Raw genomic sequence first — 17,260 nt, forward strand, 5'->3', positions numbered from 1 at the left:
TCGCAGGGACACGCAGGCCGGCCACAAAGCGGGCCTCTTGTTGGCCCCGCATTGGTAGGGTGCCTTGGAGCAAATCACTGACGCAGTAAATCTCAAGGAGGAGACATGGCCGGAATGCCAGACGAACTGAGTGGCCCGCGGCCCGGGGGTGGCCAACTGGCCACCGACCCGAAGCTGCCGGCAACTGCCGTGGACGACGCCGTCCGGGAGGCCGAAGACAAAAAATGGACCCCCGCCAAGATTGCGCTCTGGGCAGCCATCGCCCTGCTCGGCGGCGTTGCCTGGTTCATGGTCGCCATTATCCGGGGCGAGACGGTCAACGCGATCTGGTTTGTGTTCGCTTCGGTTTGTACGTACCTGATCGGATACCGCTTCTATTCGAAGGTTATCGAGCGCTACATCACCAAGCCCGATGACCGGCGCGCCACCCCCGCCGAGTACAAGGCTGATGGCAGGGACTATGTCCGCACCGACCGCAACGTCCTGTTCGGCCATCACTTTGCAGCCATCGCCGGTGCCGGTCCCTTGGTAGGACCCATCCTCGCCGCCCAGATGGGGTACCTCCCCGGAACCATCTGGATCATCATCGGCGTGGTGTTCGCCGGAGCAGTCCAGGACTACGTCGTGATGTTCTTCTCCATGCGCCGCGGTGGCCGTTCCCTCGGCCAGATGGCCCGCGAGGAACTCGGCGTCGTGGGCGGTACGGCAGCGCTGATAGCCACCCTGCTCATCATGGTCATCATCGTGGCGATCCTGGCGCTTGTTGTCGTCAACGCCCTGGCGGAAAGCCCCTGGGGTGTCTTTTCCGTCGGCATGACCATTCCCATCGCACTCTTTATGGGCGTTTACCTTCGGTTCCTCAGGCCAGGCAAGGTCATGGAAGTGTCGCTGATCGGTTTCGTGCTGCTCATGGCAGCCATCATCGGCGGCGGCCTCGTGGCGGACACGGAATGGGGCGCGGCGTTTTTCACCCTGGACAAGATCACCATCGCCTGGGGTCTCATCGTGTACGGCTTCATCGCCGCCATCCTCCCCGTCTGGCTCCTGCTGGCACCCCGTGACTACCTCTCCACGTTTATGAAGATCGGCGTGATCGTGATGCTCGCGCTGGCCATCATCGTGGTCCGGCCGGAAATCACTGTCCCGGCCTTCAGCGAGTTCGCCAGCAGGGAGAACGGACCGGTCTTCCCGGGGGCCTTGTTCCCGTTCCTCTTTGTCACCATTGCCTGCGGCGCGTTATCCGGATTCCATGCCCTGATCTCCTCCGGAACAACGCCCAAGCTCATAGAGAAAGAGCGGCAGACCCGCTACATCGGTTACGGCGGCATGCTGATGGAGTCCTTCGTGGCCATTATGGCCCTCGTCGCTGCGATCTCCATTGACCGCGGACTTTACTTCGCCATGAATGCCCCCGCCGCCCTGACTGGCGGAACCGTGGAAACGGCCGCCACCTGGGTCAACAGCCTGGGTCTGGCCGGCGTGAACATCGGGCCGGAGTTGCTTTCCGAGACGGCTAGGAACGTCGGTGAGGAAAGCATCGTCTCACGCACCGGCGGCGCACCCACCTTGGCGGTTGGCCTGGCCCACATCATGCAGCAGTTCATCGGCGGCACCGCGATGATGGCGTTCTGGTACCACTTCGCCATCATGTTCGAGGCCCTGTTCATCCTCACCGCAGTCGACGCCGGAACCCGCGTTGCGCGTTTCATGCTCCAGGACTCCATCGGCAACTTCGCCCCCAAGTTCAAGGAACACTCCTGGCGCCCCGGTGCCTGGCTGTGCACCGCCGTCATGGTGGGCGCCTGGGGTCTGGTGCTCCTGATGGGCGTGACTGATCCGCTGGGCGGGATCAACACACTGTTCCCGCTGTTCGGCATCGCCAACCAGTTGTTGGCTGCCATAGCCTTGTCGGTCTGCCTGGCCATCGTCGCCAAACGCGGGACCTTCAAATACTTGTGGATTGTTGCCCTGCCGTTGGCCTTTGCCGCGGTGGTCACCATTACGGCCAGCTTCCAGAAGATCTTCTCCCCGGTCCCGGCCGTGGGCTACTTCGCCAACAACGCAGCCTTCTCTAAGGCGCTTGCCGACGGAAAGACCGAATTCGGCTCCGCCAAGTCTGTGGTCGCAATGGAAGCCGTGGTCCGGAACACGGCAATCCAGGGCTGGCTGTCCATTATCTTCGTGGTGCTGAGCATCATCGTTATTGCCACCGCGATCCTGGCCACCTACAAGGCCTTCCGCAACCAGCAGGCGGGAATCGCAAACAGGGACCACGAGGATGAGGCACGGCCGTCCAGGGTCTTCGCACCAGCCGGGCTTATTCCCACGCCGGCGGAACGGGAGTTGGCAGCCGAGTGGAACAAGCTGCCGGCAGACCTCCGGTTCGAAAAGGCACGGCACCACTGATGAGCGCGGGATTAGCCGCCATTTCCACCGGGTTCCGGGGGATCGCCCGGTACCTGGGCGGTGTCCTTGGCGCGGACGCGTACTCCAAGTATGTGGAGTTCCACCGGGAGGCAGGGCACCAGGAGCCTCCATTGACCGAACGGGAGTTTTGGCGGGACCGCACGGACCGCCAGGACTCAAACCCGCAGGGCCGGTGCTGCTGAATTGACGGGCTTGCAGGCCGGGGTCGCGATCCGCAGGCTCGGTCCGGAGGACGCGGAGCTTTTCAACAGGCTGTCCGAGGCTGACAACCTGTTTGACGAGGACCCTTCCGGGGCGCCGTCGGGGGCATTAACGCCCGACGGCGCCCGCGCCTTCCTTGCCGATCCGTCCGTGCTGTTCTGGGTCGCCGAGTCCGGCCCGCTGACAGTGGGCTTCCTCCATTGCATCGTGCAGCGCAGGCGCACCGCCGGACCCTGGGCAGAGCTGCTGCTGATGGAGATGGGTGTCCACACCGAGTGGCGGCGCCAGGGAGTCGGCACTGCCCTCGTCTCGACCATGGAGCTCTGGATGGCCGGCCACGACGTCTTGGAGGTGTGGGTTCCGGCGAATACCTATGCGGTGGGTTTCTACCTGAAATCCGGTTTCACGCCGGACGAGGGCGCGATTCTGGTCAAGCAGCTTCATTGACTGGCTTGGGTGCCGCCGGCTCGTGAGAGTATGAACGCATGAGCGATCCGAAAGACACTCAGCCATCAGACGACCTCCCTGTGGAGGGCACAACCCTCGAGTCCGCGGGGCCCACTGTCCCGGGTGCTGACCGAGGGGCGGCCGGCGGGAAGCCCAGGCCAAGCAGCCTGCAGGACCTCGTGGACGAACCCGCGAAAGTCATGCGGATCGGCACCATGATCCGCCAGCTGCTGGAGGAAGTTAAGGCTGCGCCACTGGACGACGCCGCCCGGGGACGCCTGGCAGAGATCCACGAGCGGTCCATCAAGGAACTCGAAGACGGGCTTGCGCCTGAGCTGGTGGCGGAACTGGAACGGATCAGCCTCCCTTTCCCTGACGACGCCACCCCTTCGGATGCCGAGCTCCGTATCGCCCAGGCCCAGCTGGTGGGTTGGCTGGAAGGTCTCTTCCACGGAATCCAGACGGCCATCGCAGCCCAGCACGCCGCCAGGGAACATGCGGCAGCCCAGCTCCAGCTCAGGCAGCTTCCACCAGGAACAGTGATTGCTCCCGGGGTGGTTATCGGCGAGAACGGCGAGCCGCAGCGCGCCTCCGCGGCAGGCCAGGGGCACGCCCCGGGCAAGTCCGGACAGCCGCAGGATCCGGACCACGGTCCCGGCCAGTACCTGTAGGTTATTTTTGGGATTCTTTACCGCCGCCCGCCAAGGGCGAAAAGACGACGCCGAACTCGGCCAGGGCCTGTGGCGCCGGGCCCACGACAGGTTCCACCGTGGCCTGGACCGGTACCACCAGGTGCTGGAGGGCGTCGAGGACGATCAGCTGTACGCCGAACTGGTTGATATCGCCAACGAACTGGCCGGACTCCTGGACCGCGTCCGCGAGATCTGCGTGGAGGCCCAGCGCCGGTCGCCCAGCGACGGCCTGGACATTCCGGGACCCCTTGCCGGCGTCCACCGGTCGCTGTCCAAGGCCGGAAATTCGTTGGCAACTACGGCAGAGGCGGCCGCGATGCTGCGGCTTGCCGTGGGGCCGGTCCCGGTGGGCGCGGCCTCCGTCCGGAGGCGCGCCGAATCGGTGTTCGAACAGGTGGCAGACGCCGAACGCCGCCTCGCCGAGGACACCGCCGGCCGATAGCCCGGGAGTATTCCCGGTTAAGCGTGTGGCTTAGCGGGGCCGTTTCGTTTCGGCCACCGGCGATCGTTTGGCACGATGGCGGAATGACTTCTTCTACCCCCACACTCACTTTTAACGATGGACACACCATTCCCCAGCTTGGATATGGTGTGTGGCAGGTTGAGGACGGCGTCGCGGAGAAGGTGGTCCGCCAGGCATTCGAGGCCGGCTTCCGCCACATCGACACCGCCAAGATCTATGGCAACGAGGCAGGCGTCGGCCGCGCGATTGCATCTTCCGGCCTTTCCGCCGAGGAAATCTTCATCACCACCAAGCTGTGGAACGCCGACCAGGGCTACGAGGCCACCCTCGCGGCCTTCGAGGAATCCCTGGACCGTCTGGGCCTCGAAACCCTGGATCTGTACCTGATCCACTGGATGCAGCCTCAGCAGGACAAGTACGTGGACACCTGGAAGGCCCTGATTGAGCTCCAGAAGCGCGGCCGGGTCCGGTCCATCGGTGTTTCGAACTTTACCGTCGAGGGCCTGCAGCGCCTGATCGACGAAACCGGCGTGGTTCCGGCCATCCACCAGATCGAGCTGCACCCGTACTTCAGCCAGCGTGAACTGCGCGAGTTCGGTGCGTCCCAGGGCATCATCACCCAGGCGTGGTCCCCGCTGGGACAGGGCGGCGAGCTCCTGGAGGATGCAACCGTGGCTGCCATTGCCGCCAAGCACCAGGCGACGCCCGCCCAGGTGGTCATTGCCTGGCACCTGGCCGTAGGCAACGTCGTCATCCCGAAGTCGGTCACCGAGTCCCGCATCCGGGAGAACTTCGCGGCTCTGGACATCGCCCTCGACTCCGGCGACGTCGAAGCCATCAACGGCCTGGACCGGACCGCCAGCGGCGAGGGCCGGATCGGCCCGGATCCCGCCGTCTCCGACTTTGCTTAAAGCCCATTGACAGGCCCGGCGCTCCCTGACGGGGTGCTGTCAGCCCCGCCCTTCCCGGTTTATCCGGGCCGGGCGGGGCTGCCTGCTTTAAGCGGCGATGCGTACCTGCTCGACGGCGACGGTATCGATGACGGCCCACGACTCCTCGCCGGAGCAGGAACGGTCAGCGAAGCGCTCGGCTTCGGCTTGTGTGTCAAAGCTCTCGGCCCGGATCCTGCCGGAATCGGCATCGAAGTACGTGACGTGAAATTCCTGAACCAGTTGGTTTTCCATAAATCCAGTGTGCAACCAGGGTCTGACAATAACGGTGCATCAGCTCCGCGTGTTGCCCAGCCGGAGGACCCGTTCACTCGCCAGCATGGCTGAGCGCTGCGCTTTGTCTGCCGCGCGGGCGGCCTGTTTGGCCTCCGCGGCGGCCGTTTCCTTCAGCTTCCGGGTGCGTTCCAGCTGCTCCTCGGTTGACTTGAGCGAGGCCCTGAGTTCCCGTGCCTTTTGAGCCAGGCGCGCAAAGTCGGCCTCCGCCGCCGTCAGCTCGTCAAGCCTTTCCTGTGCGTGCCGCACTGCCTCGTCGGCGGCTTCGGAGGCCGCTTGTTCCGCCGCTTGGGCTTTTTCCAGGGCCGACGGCGATGCCGGCCGGGGTTCCTGCCGCACCGCCTGCAGGCGCGGCTTAGCCGGGCTGCTGGCCGGAGACGTCGTCGCCGTGGTTGGCAGGTCCGGCTCCGGGGTTGGTGCCGGGGCTGCGGTCCGTGGCGCGGCGACGGCACCCGGAACGGCTACGGCGCCGTCGAGGTCCACGGTGTCCACACCGTCGGCGGACAGGACCTGCAGCAGGCGGCCGCTCTGCACCGCTGCGGCTGCCCCCTGGTCGGCTGTCACAGCCCGCAGTGTCTCTTCGACGGCCGTTGCCACGGCGCCGCTGATCCGTCTCCCGTGCTGCTCAGCGACCGAACAGGCGGCGTCAACCGCGGAGGCCAGCAGCGTCCGGCGCTCCCGCCCCAGGTCCCGCATGCCCGCAGCGTCCAGGGAGGACTGGGCGGCGCGCATCCGGCCGCCAAGCTCGTTCAGCTGGGTCAGGATATCCGGCTGGTGCGTGGCCAGCATGTTGACGGCCCAGGCTGCCACGGAAGGCTTGGGCAGGGCGCGGACGGCGGCCGGCAGCCCCTCGGCAGCTCCTGCCACCTCCTTCGCTGCCGCCGTTCGGGCTGCTATGAACCCGTCGAGCGGCAGTGCGTACAGTGCATTGGCGATGCGTGCCAGCTCCTGGTCGTCCATGACGCCATCATAGGGTGGCGTCAGAGGGCGATCCGGTAGACATGATGGGTGTATTCGTGCGGAAAGGCGTCCGAGAAGGCGCCGTCCTTCACCTCGATTGTCCGTCCTTCGTCCACGACGTCCACCAACCTGCCGGGAATCGAGGAGGGCAAAGTGAAGGTCCTGCCGCCCGGCTCAGTGGCCAGGGCGATTTCAGCGAAAATGTAGGCCGAACCGTTCCATGCCTTCAGCATGGTGTCGGTGTCCGGCCCGAAGTCCCATTCGTACGACTGGGTGTTGATGATCGGAGCCAGGGAGGTGATCTTGGCGTTTGATGCCCGGATGAGTTCCTTGCGTTCCGCGCTGCACTCCACCAGGGAGTAACCACCGTTGACCCCATCATTGTTGTGCTGAAAAAACATGATGCCCCGCGCCTCGTGGATGATGGCGGACCAGCACGCGCCTTCGATTTCCTCCGGACTGATGGTGCGGGCGCCGTCGTCGTTGAGGAAGGGCATTGCGGTCTCCACAAACATCCAGTTCGGCTTGTTGCCGGGCTCCGTCTGGAAGGCGCGCATCCGGTCCACCAGCCAGCCATAGGTAGCCGAGCGCATGGTGGGCGTGCCGATGGGCCAATACTGTGACTGGGTGATCGCGTAGCCGGTGTCCGGGGAGGTGTACGCGTAGTTGTCTACGCTGGCGACGTCCACCACGGCCATGAAGTCGTCCATAGTGCCCAGCGCCCAGTAGGACTCCAGCACGCCCTTTGAGTAGTTGGCATTGATGAACCGGCCGTCGTTCCGTTGGCGGAGCCCAACCACCTGAAGGTGCATGTTCGCAAGGTTTGTATCGGTGTCGTCGCCTCCACATCCCAAACCCATGTCGCATTCGTCGTAGGCGAACAAGCCCACCGCGAGTGGATCGTCGCCGATCTCGTCAGCGGTGAATTCATCCTGGACAATGCAGAAGATGCCCTTTGAGGTGGCGACACTCAAGGGGTCGTTGTGCTCCACCGCCTGGAAGGTGTTGATGCCCACCGATTTCAGCTGCTCGGCGTGGGCCGGCCGTCCGAAGAAAACGGCGAGCGGAAAGAAGGACGGATCGGTCCAGCCTGCTGCCGCCGCCTTCGGGAATGCCTGCCAGTACCGGGGCCCGCCCTCCCAGGCGATGAGGGGCAGGCCAAGCCTGGTGGGCGACCCCGTCTGTGCTTTGCCCGCCCGCTCCCAGGTGCCCGCGGCTATGCCGGCTGCCCCGGCAGCAACGGCCGCGGCGCCGACTCCGATGAAGAAATTTCTGCGCCCCATGGGCGTATCCGGTAGCTTTTCGTGCGTCATGGTGAGGCCCCTCAATCCAGCTGGGTCAATTCTGGGCCTGCCCCGTCCTGTGGTCTACGGGTATGGAGGGATGCTGCGGGAATTGTGTGGATCCACCGGCGGATGCCTGGCAGCTGTTTACCTTTGGATACCGAGCGTGGCGATGAGGTCTTCGTGCAGCTCGAACCAAATGCGGTGGAAGGAGTCGCGGTCGGTGGCCACGAGCCAGGCCGGGTCCGAGGCAGCGCTTTCCAAGGCTCTGCTGAGGCGTTTCGCGTAGCCGCCGAACCGCGGCAGCACGGCGGTCAAGCGGGCCTCCATGCCGGTGAGGGATGCCAGAGCATGGGCGAAGGCTTCCAGTGTTGGCGCATTAATCCCGGGGGCCGGACGGTGTCCGACGGAGAGCCATTCGAGTTGAAGCCGGCTACAGGCGGCCACAACCTGCTCGTTGAGCTCTCCAAAATCCCCGAGGACACCGGTGACCGCTGCCTGGCCGCCAGCGCTGTTCATTTCCTCGGCCAGGAGCCGTTCGTTTTCGGTCCTGCCGGCGACAGTCAGGGACCACCCCCGGCACCCGCCGAAGGAGGATCGCACAGCCCACCCCTGGGTGCCTGCGCCAATCAGAAGCTGTTCGACGTCGTCGGCATCCTGACGTAACCGTTGGGCCACTGACACGGTGTCAGCGAAGCCGAGCAGCCTGACGGCGTGGAGCGTGAGCAGCATGGATGGCTGTTGGGGGTCCGTCACGGAGTTGCTCCCGGATGTGCCGGCTGCGGACGGACGGTTCCATTGGTTCCGTTGACCTCCAGCACTGTTCCGCTCCGGATCCGGGTGAGGGCGCCGGTGACGCCCAGGACGGCGGGAATGCCGAATTCGCGGGCGACTATGGCTGCATGCGAAAGCATCCCGCCTGTCTCCGTGATGATCGCCGCGGCCACCCCGAACAGCGGAGTCCACGCAGGATCTGTAGTGCGGCAGACCAGGATGTCTCCTGGCTTCACGGAGGAGAATTCATCGATGCTGTGGACCGTTCGTGCGGGGCCGCAGGCGTTGCCCGGACTGGCGCCCATTCCCGTCAGTACCTCGTCCGCGCGATCCGGCTTTTCCAATCCGGTTTGTGTCCGGGAGGCAGGTTCCATGTCAGTCCGCCTCCGGCCTGCCGGAGAGCCGGTCAAATCTCTGCTGCGCGGCCTGGGCAGAACGGAGACCAAGGCTTTGGGAAATCTGCGGCCAGGTCAGCCCCTCCGCCCGTGCCAGGAAAAGAAGGGCAGTTTCCAGCCCGTTCATCTCTTCGCGGGCGGCGGAAATGAGTGTCAGGCCCGCCTGCACGTCAGAGGCATCCACCGACGCTCCGCTGCCGTTGGCCCGCCACAGGAGGTGCTGGATGAGGTCTCCCGCGGAAGGTGGTTGCTGCTCATGCAGCCAGGGCCGCTGCGGCAGTTCGGACGCGCCCCTGCCCAGCAGCAGCCGTGTTGCCTCGACTTGTCGGGCGGCTGCAGCTGCGTCGCTGATAGCGGTGCCCGTCCCGGTTTCGTTCGTGCTGGCCCGATTCCAGGCCGTCCTTCGCCCGCTCATACCGCCCAGTGTGGGGCATCAACATTTTGTTGTCAACAAAATGTTGATGCCGCAAAATGGCAGCTTAACCAGCAAAAAACCCCGCACCATCGTCGAAATCAACGACAATACGGGGTTTTTCCCGAGCTTCCTATCAGAATCGAACTGATGACCTTTTCATTACGAGTGAAACGCTCTACCGACTGAGCTAAGGAAGCACCGCATGATCTGACCGGTTGAACCGGCTGGTTCATGCAAGAGTCAACTGTAATAGAGTCCCTGCGCCCGGGTCAAAATGGGCGCCGCGGTGGGCTCAGCAGACGGTGTTGTCGGCGGGGGCCTTGCCGTCCACGAGGTAGCTGTCCACGGCGTCCCCGATGCAGCTGTTGGACCGGCCGTAGGCCGTGTGTCCCTCACCCTTCCAGGTCAGCAGGGAGGCGTTGCCCAGCTGCTTCCGCAGCGACGCGGCCCATTCCACCGGGGTGGCGGGGTCGCCCGTGGTTCCGATGACCACGATGGGGGACTCGCCGGAGTACTCCACGGGGGCCGGCGTCCGCACGCTCTGGTACGGCCAGTCCACGCAGTTCGTGCCTCCATAGGCGAAGAAGTATCCCAGGGTGGGGGAGTCTGCCATCAGCCGCTTCTGCTCGGCACGCATGCCGGCCGTGTCTGAAACCATCGGGTAGTCCAGGCAGTTGATGGCGTTGAACGCGAACGTTGAGTTGGACGAGTACGTCCCGTTCGACGTGCGGTCCGCGCCGAGGTCTGCGAGCCGGAGCATCAGGCTCACGTCACCGGTCATGGCAGCATCCAGGGCCTGGGTCAGCGCCGGCCAGCTCGCGTCGTTGTACAGCGGCGTGATGAGTCCGCTGACAAACATATTGGCGTTCACGAGGCGCCCGTCCTTGGCCGTGCGCGGAGTTTGCTGGACGGCGCCGATGAGGTCGCGGATCTGCTGGACGCCGTCGTCCACGCTGCCGCTCAGGGGGCAGCCGTCTTCCTGCTGGCAGTCGGCCACGTAGGTCCTGATGGCCTTTTCGAAGGCGCGGGCCTGGCCGCTGGTGAGCTCCTCGTTGCTGATCGACGGATCGAGTGCGCCGTCCAGGACCATGCGGCCCACGTTGTCGGGGAAGAGCGATGCGTAGGTTGACCCGAGGAAAGTGCCGTAGGAGTAGCCCAGGTAGTTCAGCTTGTCGTCGTTGACCACTGCGCGCAGGATGTCCAGGTCCTTGGCCGAGCTGACAGTGTCGATGAGGCCCAGGGCCGGACCGGTCTGCTCGGCGCACTGGGCGGCGATGGCCTTGTTGTCCGCCAGGGCTGCGGCCAACCCGGCGTCGGTGTCGAGGGCATAGACCTTGGCGCGGGCAGCGTCCCGTTCAGCGTCCGTCATGCAGGTGACAGGTGAGGACCGCTTCACACCCCGGGGATCGAAGCCCACGAGGTCGTAGGTGTCCCGTACCGGCTTGGAAAAATGGGTGCCCGCGGCATCCTTGACGAAGTCGTAGCCCGACGCGCCCGGTCCGCCCGGATTGACCAGGAGGGTTCCGGTTTTTTTGCCTGTGCTCGCAGCCTTGAGGGCGGCAATCTGGATGGTCCCGCCGTCGGGTTTTGAATAGTCCAGCGGCACCGTCACCTTGGCGCACTGGAAGCCGTTCTCGCACGGCTCCCAGACGACCTCCTGCGAGTAGAACGAATCAAGTCCTTCCGGCGCCGTGGCAACGATCGACGGATCCGCCTTGGCTGTCGCGGTGCCCTGCTCCTGCTTTCCGCTGCCAAGGAGGGTGCACGAGGCCAGCACCATGGCCAGGACCAGGGCGCCGGCGGCCCGCACTCCAGTCCCCAGGGATCGGGGGCGAACGGGCAGGGGGCGAGCAGTCATCGAGAGGTCTCCTTGTGAGGGGCTAGATCAGGCTGGCTGCCATGGACTCAATAGTCAACAGCGGGGCAACGTTGGTGGTGGTGATGCGTTGTCGGGCTTTATTGATTGCATCCATGCGGGCGAGGGTGGTCTCCGGGGTGGACCGGGAGGCGAATTCCTCCAGTTCACCCCTAAGCTCAACGTTCACCAGCTCCACGGCATTCCCGAGCTGGATAATCAGTACGTCACGGTAGAAGGACAGCAGGTCCGTCAGTGTCCGGTCCAGGGAATCGGTGATGGAGCGTTTGGCCCGCCGCTTCTGGTCGTCTTCGAGCTGTTTGACCTGGCTTCGCATGGCCGGCGGCAGCGTGCCTGATTCGGGCGCGCCCAGCGTCGCGAGCAGCGCCACCTTCTCGGCGGCGTCGCGCTCGTCGTTGGAACTGCTGGCCTCGGCTGTGGCGATCTTCACCAGCTTTTCGGCCATCATGACGGCGGCCGTGACACCGCGCAGGCCCAGCGGGAACTTCACGGTTTCCAGCCGGCGCTCCCGGGCCTCCGGGTCCCGGGCCAGCCGGCGGGCGATCCCTACATGGCTTTGCGCCGCCCGGGCCGCCTGTTCGGCGAGAGCCGGGTCCACGCCGTCGCGCTTCACCAGCAGGGCCGCCACGTCAGCAGCAGGAGGCAGCCGGAGCGCCACGGCGCGGCAGCGCGAGCGGATGGTCACCAGCACGTCCGCCGGCGACGGTGCGCACAGCATCCAGATGGTGCGCGGCGTGGGCTCTTCGATGGCTTTCAGCAGCACGTTCGTGGTGCGTTCAGCCATCCGGTCCGCGTCCTCCACCACGATGATCCGCCACCGCCCGGACGATGGCCTGTTTCCCGCCGTCGACACCAGTTCCCGTGCCTGGTCAATGGTGATGGTTACTTTTTCGGTGCGGACGAAGGTCACGTCGGAGTGCGTCTCGCCCAGGATGGTCAGGCACGCGGGACACGTTCCGCAGCCGCGCCGGGTCACGTCCTCCTGGTCGCAGTTCAGCGCGGCGGCGAACGCCTTGGCGGCGTTGGAACGCCCCGAGCCGGGCGGGCCGGTGAACAGCCAGGCATGCGTCAGCCCCTCACCGAGGGACGCCTGCCGGAGCTGTTCGACGACGGCGGTCTGGCCCTGGAGGTCGTCCCAGACCGTCATGCCGCGCCTTGGCCGGAGGTCGCAAGCAGGGCGTCCACCCGTGCCAGGATCTGTGCGGCCAGCTCGGCAACGGCCAGGTGGGCGGGCAGTACAAGGTACGTGTCCGGGCGGGCCGCCGCGAGCTGAAGGAACGCCTCCCGGATCAGGGCATGGAATTCATCGGCCTCGGATTCCAGCCGGTCCTCCGCTGCGTCCCCGGCGGTGCGGCGGCGGCGGCCATCCGCCGGGTCCACATCCAGCAGCACTGTCAGGTCAGGCTGAAGGCCGTCGGTGGCCCATTCGTTGAGTGTGCGGACCGCCTCGGTGCCGAGGTCACGGCCGGCACCCTGGTACGCCACCGAGGAATCGATGTAGCGGTCGGTGAGGACAATGTCGCCGCGGTCCAGCGCGGGACGGATGACCTGGCCGGCGTGGGCCGCGCGTGAAGCCGCGAAGATGAGTGCCTCGGTGTGGGCGTCGATGTGGCCGTGGCCGTGGTCCAGCACCAGCGAACGGAGCTTCTCGCCGATGGGGGTACCGCCAGGCTCCCGGGTCCGCAACACTTTCAGGCCGCGGGATTCCAGGGCTTCGGCCAGCTTGGCAGCCTGCGTGGACTTGCCCGCGCCGTCGCCGCCTTCAAACGCAATAAAAAGCCCGGGGCTTTGGATAGTCACTTAACAAGCCTACCGATCCCCGCCGACATTCACCGACTGGACGCCGCCCCGCTGCTTCCCCAGCACACGTAACGGCTTTCTGGCGAGGCCGCGCTCCAAAGTACGCTTTCCCCATGAGCCTCACCGAACAGCATGCCGCGTCCCTTTCAGCCGAGACGGTGGTTGTCGCGGCCGGCCGGCCGGCACGGGAGCGGGACGAACCGGTGAACCCGCCTATCGTGCTCTCTTCGACCTACTTCGGTACCGGACCGCTGGCCGACGGCGACCGCGGCTACGGCAGGTACGCCAACCCCACCTGGGACCCCTTTGAAGAGGCCCTCGGCCAGCTCGAAGGGTCCCACCTGCCGGGGCTGCTGTACGCGTCCGGACTCGCGGCCGTCAGTTCCGCGCTGTCCCTCGTGCCCGCCGGCGGTGTCCTGGTGATGCCGTCGCACAGCTACTCGGGATCCCTGGTGATGGCCGCTGAGCTTGCCCAGAAGGGATTCCTCGAACTCCGGACCGTGGACATCGCAGACACGGAAGCCGTACTGGAACAGATCGCCCCGAAGGGTCCCGACGCCAGGCCGGCCAGCATGCTGTGGCTGGAAAGTCCCACCAACCCCATGCTGGGCATCGCCGATATTCCCGTCCTCGCCGAGGCCGCGCACCGGGCCGGGGCGATCGTCGTCACCGACAACACGTTCTCCACCCCCTTGGTCCAGCAGCCGCTGTCCCTGGGGTCGGATGTGGTCCTCCACTCGGTGACCAAGTACCTCGCCGGGCACTCCGACGTGGTCCTGGGCGCCTTGGTGACACCCAACCCGGACATCCGTTCGGCGCTCCTGCACCACCGCACCATCCACGGGGCAATTGCCGGGCCGTTCGAAGCCTGGCTCGCCCTGCGCGGCCTGCGGACCCTGGCCCTGCGCATCGAACGCTCGCAGGAATCGGCAGCGGTCCTGGCCAACCGGCTGGGCGCGAACCCGCGGATCGAAAGCATCCATTTCCCCGGGCTTGCCAGTGATCCCGGGCATGAACGGGCGAAGACCCAGATGAAGGGCTTCGGGTCGATTGTCTGCATCCGGATCGCACCGGCGGGGGAACTCAGCGGCGCCGACGCCGCGGACAAGTTGGTCCGCGCGCTGCAGCTGTGGCTGCCGGCCACATCCCTGGGCGGCGTGGAGTCCCTGATCGAACGGCGCCGCCGCCACGCAGCCGAACCGGTCAGCGTTCCGGAGAACCTGGTGCGCCTCAGCGTGGGAATCGAAAATGTCGAGGACCTCTGGGCCGATTTGAAGCAGGCGCTCGACTCGCTGGAAGGCTAGGCTGGGATGGTGGACGGTCAACTGATGATTTTTTATGTGGAGCGGGCAGTGTTCTTTGTCCTTGCCGTGGTGGCCCTGGGGCTTGAACTCTGGGCCCTGGTTGACTGCGCACGCCACCGGGCGAACGCTTTTGAAGCCACGGGCAAGCGGACCAAGACCTTCTGGCTGGCACTCACCGGCGGTGCCACCCTGGTGGGCGTCATCTCGCTGTTCGGCAGCGGAGGCGGCCTGTTCGGCACCCTGGGCCTCTTTGGCCTGGCAGCCGTGGTGGCAGCTTCGGTCTACCTCGCCGATGTGCGCCCTGCCGTGAAGGACGCCGGCCGCGGAGGCAGCCGCAACACGGGCCCCTACGGCCCCTGGTGATCCCCACCGGCTCCCTCAGCTCGCAAGCTCGCTAGGGAACCCTGCCGGCGTGGGCCCACCACCGGCTCCCTCAGCTCGCAAGCTCGCTAGGGAACCCTGCCGGCGTGGGCCCACCACCGGCTCCCTCAGCTCGCAAGCTCGCTAGGGAACCCTGCCGGCGTGGGCCCAGCCTAAACACCCGGCGCCACGGCGTCCCAGCCCACCGTCAGTTCACCCAGGCGCCACCGTGAGGGACCGTCCTGGACCGGCCAGCCGCCGTCGAGCAGTGCCTTGCACATGGCGTGCCAGCGCTGCCGGTTTCCGAACGACGCCAGCGGCGCCGACTCCAGCCACGCCCGGTCCATCGCCGCCAACAGGCCGTGGATGCGTTCGCCCGGCACATTCCGGTGGATCAGCGCCTTGGGCAGCCGCTCCGCAACCTCCGACGGCAGCGCAAAACTTCCGAACCGCATTGACATGCTCAAGGACAGCGGCCGCTCACTGTCGAGGGCAATCCACGTCACGCGCCGGCCGATCTCGTCGCAGGTCCCGTCGATGAACAGGCCGCCGGGGGAGAGCCGGCCCTGGACCAGCCGCCAGATCCCCTCCACATCCGCTTCCTCGTATTGGCGCAGCACATTGAAGGCGCGGACCAGGACCGGACGCCCGGGCACGGGCAGTTCGAAGCCGCCCACCTGGAAGCTCAGGCCGGGCTGTTCCAGGGTCTTGGCCAGGCGGACCCGCTCGGGTTCGATCTCGATCCCGCACACGCGGACGTCCGGCCGGACAGTGCGCAGGCGTTCAAAAAGTTCAACGGCGGTGGCCGGCGTTGCGCCGTAGCCCAGGTCGACGGCCAGGGGATCCGCCGCCCTGCGCAGGCGCCAGGCCTGCGGTCCGGTCAACCAGCGGTCCACCCGCCGCATGCGGTTGGGGTTGGTGGTGCCGCGGGTAATGTTCCCCACCGGTTTGGCGGCCCTGTTCCTGCCGGACATCTGCGGGGCGGCCACCCGTTCAGCTTTTTGAACCACCGCCCAACCCTATCCAACGTGACGCCTCAAACGTGACCCCGCGGTGTAACGCTGGGCGGGCGGCAGCGGCGCTCGGCTAGGATAAAAATCATGACTTACAAGCTGATTCTGCTGCGCCACGGCCACAGCGAATGGAACGCCAAGAACCTGTTCACCGGCTGGGTGGACGTTGACCTCAACGACCAGGGCCGCGAGGAAGCAGCACGCGGCGGCGAGCTCCTGGTTGAGAATGATCTTCTCCCGGATGTCCTCTACACCTCGCTCCTGAAGCGGGCCATCAACACGGCCAACATCTCCCTGGACAAGGCCGACCGCGGCTGGATCCCCGTCAAGCGCGACTGGCGCCTGAACGAACGCCACTACGGCGCCCTGCAGGGCAAGGACAAGGCGCAGACCCTGGCCGAATACGGCGAGGAGCAGTTCATGGAATGGCGCCGGTCCTACGACACCCCGCCGCCGCCCCTGGCCGACGACTCCGAGTTCTCCCAGGCCCACGACCCCCGTTACGCGGACCTCGGCGACGCACTGCCCCGCACCGAGTGCCTCAAGGATGTCCTGGTCCGCCTGCTTCCCTACTGGGAATCGGACATCAAGGACGACCTCAAGGCCGGCAAGACCGTCCTGGTCACCGCGCACGGCAACTCGCTGCGCGCCCTGGTCAAGCACCTGGACGGCATCAGCGACGACGCCATCGCCAGCCTGAACATCCCCACCGGCATCCCGCTGGTCTACGACCTGGACGAGGACTTCCAGCCGGTCAAGCCGGGCGGCACGTACCTGGATCCGGACGCTGCTGCCGAGGCCATCCTGGCCGTAGCCAACCAGGGCAAGAAGTAGCGCCTGCGCTAACCCGGCACATTACGACGGCGGGCCGGTCACCCCAGGTGACCGGCCCGCCGTCGTTGTTGCTGCAGAACCTCCGGCTCAGCTGTGTTCGGTGCCGTTCGGCTGCCAGGCACCGGTGACGAGGTAGGTGACCTTCTGGGCCACCGACACGCCGTGGTCCGCGAAACGCTCAAAGTAGCGGCTCGCGAGGGCCACGTCCACGGTGGTGGCGGGAGATTCCTGCCAGTCCGGGCTGGCGATCGCCTTGAACACGCTCAGGTGCAGGTCGTTGATCTCGCTGTTTGCCTTCAGGATGTCGCGGGCCACTTCGAGGTTGCGGGTTTCGAGCAACACCGTCAGCTTTGCTGCGATCAGCTGGTCCAACTCGGCCAGCTGCTTGAAGGTATCGGTCATCGAGGCCGGGATCACGGTGGAGGGGAACCGCAGACGCGCCAGCTGGGCAATGTGGCGGGCCAGGTCGCCCATCCGCTCCAGGGACGCGCTCATGCGCAGCGAGCCCACCAGCATGCGGAGGTCGCTGGCCACCGGACCCTGCAGGGCCAGGATGTCGATGGCACGCTCGTCGAGGCTGTTCTGGAGGAAATCGATGCGGGCGTCGGCTGCGATCACGTCCTGGGCCAAATCCACGTCTGCCACCTGGAAGGACGTTGTGGCCTTTCCGATCGCTTCGCTGACCAGCTGTGAGATCTCCACCAGCTGCTCGCCGACCTGGGCCAGTTCTTCCTGAAAAACCTTACGCACGTTGGCGTCCTTTCCTTGGAACCCCCGCCTGCGCTGTCCGCCG

20 protein-coding genes and 1 tRNA gene are annotated in these 17,260 nt (G+C 66.0%); 9 read left to right on the forward strand and 12 right to left on the reverse strand.

The features are described 5' to 3' along the window. The first annotated feature begins 105 nt into the window (after nt 1–105). The 6 genes from EYS21_RS12895 to EYS21_RS12920 all read left to right on the forward strand — a co-directional run bounded on the left by EYS21_RS12895 (nt 106) and on the right by EYS21_RS12920 (nt 5,141). On the forward strand, nt 106–2,406 hold the full coding sequence (locus EYS21_RS12895; protein ID WP_131133587.1) for a carbon starvation CstA family protein: 2,301 nt from the start codon (nt 106–108) through the stop codon (nt 2,404–2,406). Continuing rightward, nucleotides 2,406–2,609 carry a YbdD/YjiX family protein gene (locus EYS21_RS12900; RefSeq protein ID WP_131133588.1) on the forward strand — a complete coding sequence of 68 codons (204 nt, stop codon included), beginning with the start codon at nt 2,406–2,408 and terminating at the stop codon, nt 2,607–2,609. The genes EYS21_RS12895 and EYS21_RS12900 overlap by 1 nt, the downstream gene beginning before the upstream one ends. A gap of 1 nt (nt 2,610) precedes the next feature. Continuing rightward, on the forward strand, nt 2,611–3,075 hold the full coding sequence (locus tag EYS21_RS12905; RefSeq protein WP_131133589.1) for a GNAT family N-acetyltransferase: 465 nt from the start codon (nt 2,611–2,613) through the stop codon (nt 3,073–3,075). A 38-nt stretch (nt 3,076–3,113) separates the two neighbouring features. Then, entirely contained in the window at nt 3,114–3,746 is a 633-nt protein-coding gene (locus EYS21_RS12910; protein ID WP_131133590.1) for a bacterial proteasome activator family protein, read from the forward strand. A gap of 7 nt (nt 3,747–3,753) precedes the next feature. Then, a complete protein-coding gene (locus EYS21_RS12915; RefSeq protein WP_131133591.1) occupies nt 3,754–4,209 on the forward strand; it encodes a hypothetical protein in 456 nt (151 codons plus the stop codon). Nucleotides 4,210–4,292: 83 nt separating this feature from the next. Continuing rightward, nucleotides 4,293–5,141, forward strand: a complete 849-nt coding sequence (locus EYS21_RS12920; RefSeq protein ID WP_131133592.1) for an aldo/keto reductase — start codon at nt 4,293–4,295, stop codon at nt 5,139–5,141. Nucleotides 5,142–5,228: 87 nt separating this feature from the next. Here EYS21_RS12920 and EYS21_RS12925 read toward each other — a convergent pair whose 3' ends face one another. The 10 genes from EYS21_RS12925 to tmk form a co-directional block, all read right to left on the reverse strand. Next, nucleotides 5,229–5,414: a hypothetical protein gene (locus tag EYS21_RS12925; RefSeq protein WP_131133593.1), complete on the reverse strand. Its 186-nt coding sequence runs from the start codon at nt 5,412–5,414 to the stop codon at nt 5,229–5,231. A gap of 39 nt (nt 5,415–5,453) precedes the next feature. Continuing rightward, nucleotides 5,454–6,413, reverse strand: a complete 960-nt coding sequence (locus EYS21_RS12930) for a hypothetical protein (RefSeq protein ID WP_131133594.1) — start codon at nt 6,411–6,413, stop codon at nt 5,454–5,456. Between the two features lie 20 nt (nt 6,414–6,433). Beyond that, the gene (locus EYS21_RS12935) at nt 6,434–7,696 is read right to left on the reverse strand and encodes a hypothetical protein (protein ID WP_242633408.1); all 1,263 of its coding nucleotides are present in this window, start codon (nt 7,694–7,696) and stop codon (nt 6,434–6,436) included. Nucleotides 7,697–7,843: 147 nt separating this feature from the next. Further along, nucleotides 7,844–8,452 (reverse strand): hypothetical protein, encoded by a 609-nt coding sequence (locus EYS21_RS12940; protein ID WP_242633409.1) that lies wholly within the window; start codon nt 8,450–8,452, stop codon nt 7,844–7,846. Continuing rightward, on the reverse strand, nt 8,449–8,814 hold the full coding sequence (locus EYS21_RS12945) for a PEP-utilizing enzyme (protein WP_242633410.1): 366 nt from the start codon (nt 8,812–8,814) through the stop codon (nt 8,449–8,451). Before EYS21_RS12945 ends, EYS21_RS12940 begins: the two co-directional genes overlap by 4 nt. A 31-nt stretch (nt 8,815–8,845) precedes the next feature. After that, on the reverse strand, nt 8,846–9,280 hold the full coding sequence (locus EYS21_RS12950; RefSeq protein ID WP_131133596.1) for a hypothetical protein: 435 nt from the start codon (nt 9,278–9,280) through the stop codon (nt 8,846–8,848). A gap of 124 nt (nt 9,281–9,404) precedes the next feature. Beyond that, nucleotides 9,405–9,477, reverse strand: a tRNA-Thr gene (locus EYS21_RS12955). Nucleotides 9,478–9,572: 95 nt separating this feature from the next. Continuing rightward, complete coding sequence (locus tag EYS21_RS12960) at nt 9,573–11,138, reverse strand: alpha/beta hydrolase (protein WP_131133597.1); 1,566 nt, start codon at nt 11,136–11,138, stop codon at nt 9,573–9,575. A 22-nt stretch (nt 11,139–11,160) separates the two neighbouring features. After that, on the reverse strand, nt 11,161–12,303 hold the full coding sequence (locus tag EYS21_RS12965) for a DNA polymerase III subunit delta' (protein WP_131133598.1): 1,143 nt from the start codon (nt 12,301–12,303) through the stop codon (nt 11,161–11,163). Beyond that, entirely contained in the window at nt 12,300–12,956 is a 657-nt protein-coding gene (gene tmk, locus EYS21_RS12970) for a dTMP kinase (protein WP_131133599.1), read from the reverse strand. The genes EYS21_RS12965 and tmk overlap by 4 nt, the downstream gene beginning before the upstream one ends. A 113-nt stretch (nt 12,957–13,069) precedes the next feature. On the opposite strand from tmk, the gene EYS21_RS12975 reads away from it, so the two are divergent. Together EYS21_RS12975 and EYS21_RS12980 are read left to right on the forward strand one after the other, a co-directional pair. After that, on the forward strand, nt 13,070–14,260 hold the full coding sequence (locus EYS21_RS12975; protein ID WP_131133600.1) for an aminotransferase class I/II-fold pyridoxal phosphate-dependent enzyme: 1,191 nt from the start codon (nt 13,070–13,072) through the stop codon (nt 14,258–14,260). 9 nt (nt 14,261–14,269) lie between these two features. Beyond that, nucleotides 14,270–14,623 carry a DUF2516 family protein gene (locus EYS21_RS12980; protein ID WP_131133645.1) on the forward strand — a complete coding sequence of 118 codons (354 nt, stop codon included), beginning with the start codon at nt 14,270–14,272 and terminating at the stop codon, nt 14,621–14,623. A 170-nt stretch (nt 14,624–14,793) separates the two neighbouring features. On the opposite strand, the gene EYS21_RS12985 is transcribed toward EYS21_RS12980, so the two are convergent. Next, nucleotides 14,794–15,630: a class I SAM-dependent methyltransferase gene (locus EYS21_RS12985; RefSeq protein WP_242633411.1), complete on the reverse strand. Its 837-nt coding sequence runs from the start codon at nt 15,628–15,630 to the stop codon at nt 14,794–14,796. A 90-nt stretch (nt 15,631–15,720) separates the two neighbouring features. Between EYS21_RS12985 and EYS21_RS12990 the strand changes: the two genes are divergently transcribed. Further along, nucleotides 15,721–16,467: a phosphoglyceromutase gene (locus tag EYS21_RS12990; protein WP_131133601.1), complete on the forward strand. Its 747-nt coding sequence runs from the start codon at nt 15,721–15,723 to the stop codon at nt 16,465–16,467. 87 nt (nt 16,468–16,554) lie between these two features. Here EYS21_RS12990 and phoU read toward each other — a convergent pair whose 3' ends face one another. Beyond that, nucleotides 16,555–17,217 carry a phosphate signaling complex protein PhoU gene (gene phoU / locus EYS21_RS12995; RefSeq protein ID WP_131133602.1) on the reverse strand — a complete coding sequence of 221 codons (663 nt, stop codon included), beginning with the start codon at nt 17,215–17,217 and terminating at the stop codon, nt 16,555–16,557. Nucleotides 17,218–17,260 lie beyond the last annotated feature (43 nt).

Origin of the sequence: Arthrobacter sp. S39, from assembly GCF_004320525.1 — a bacterium.
Classification (GTDB): domain Bacteria; phylum Actinomycetota; class Actinomycetes; order Actinomycetales; family Micrococcaceae; genus Arthrobacter.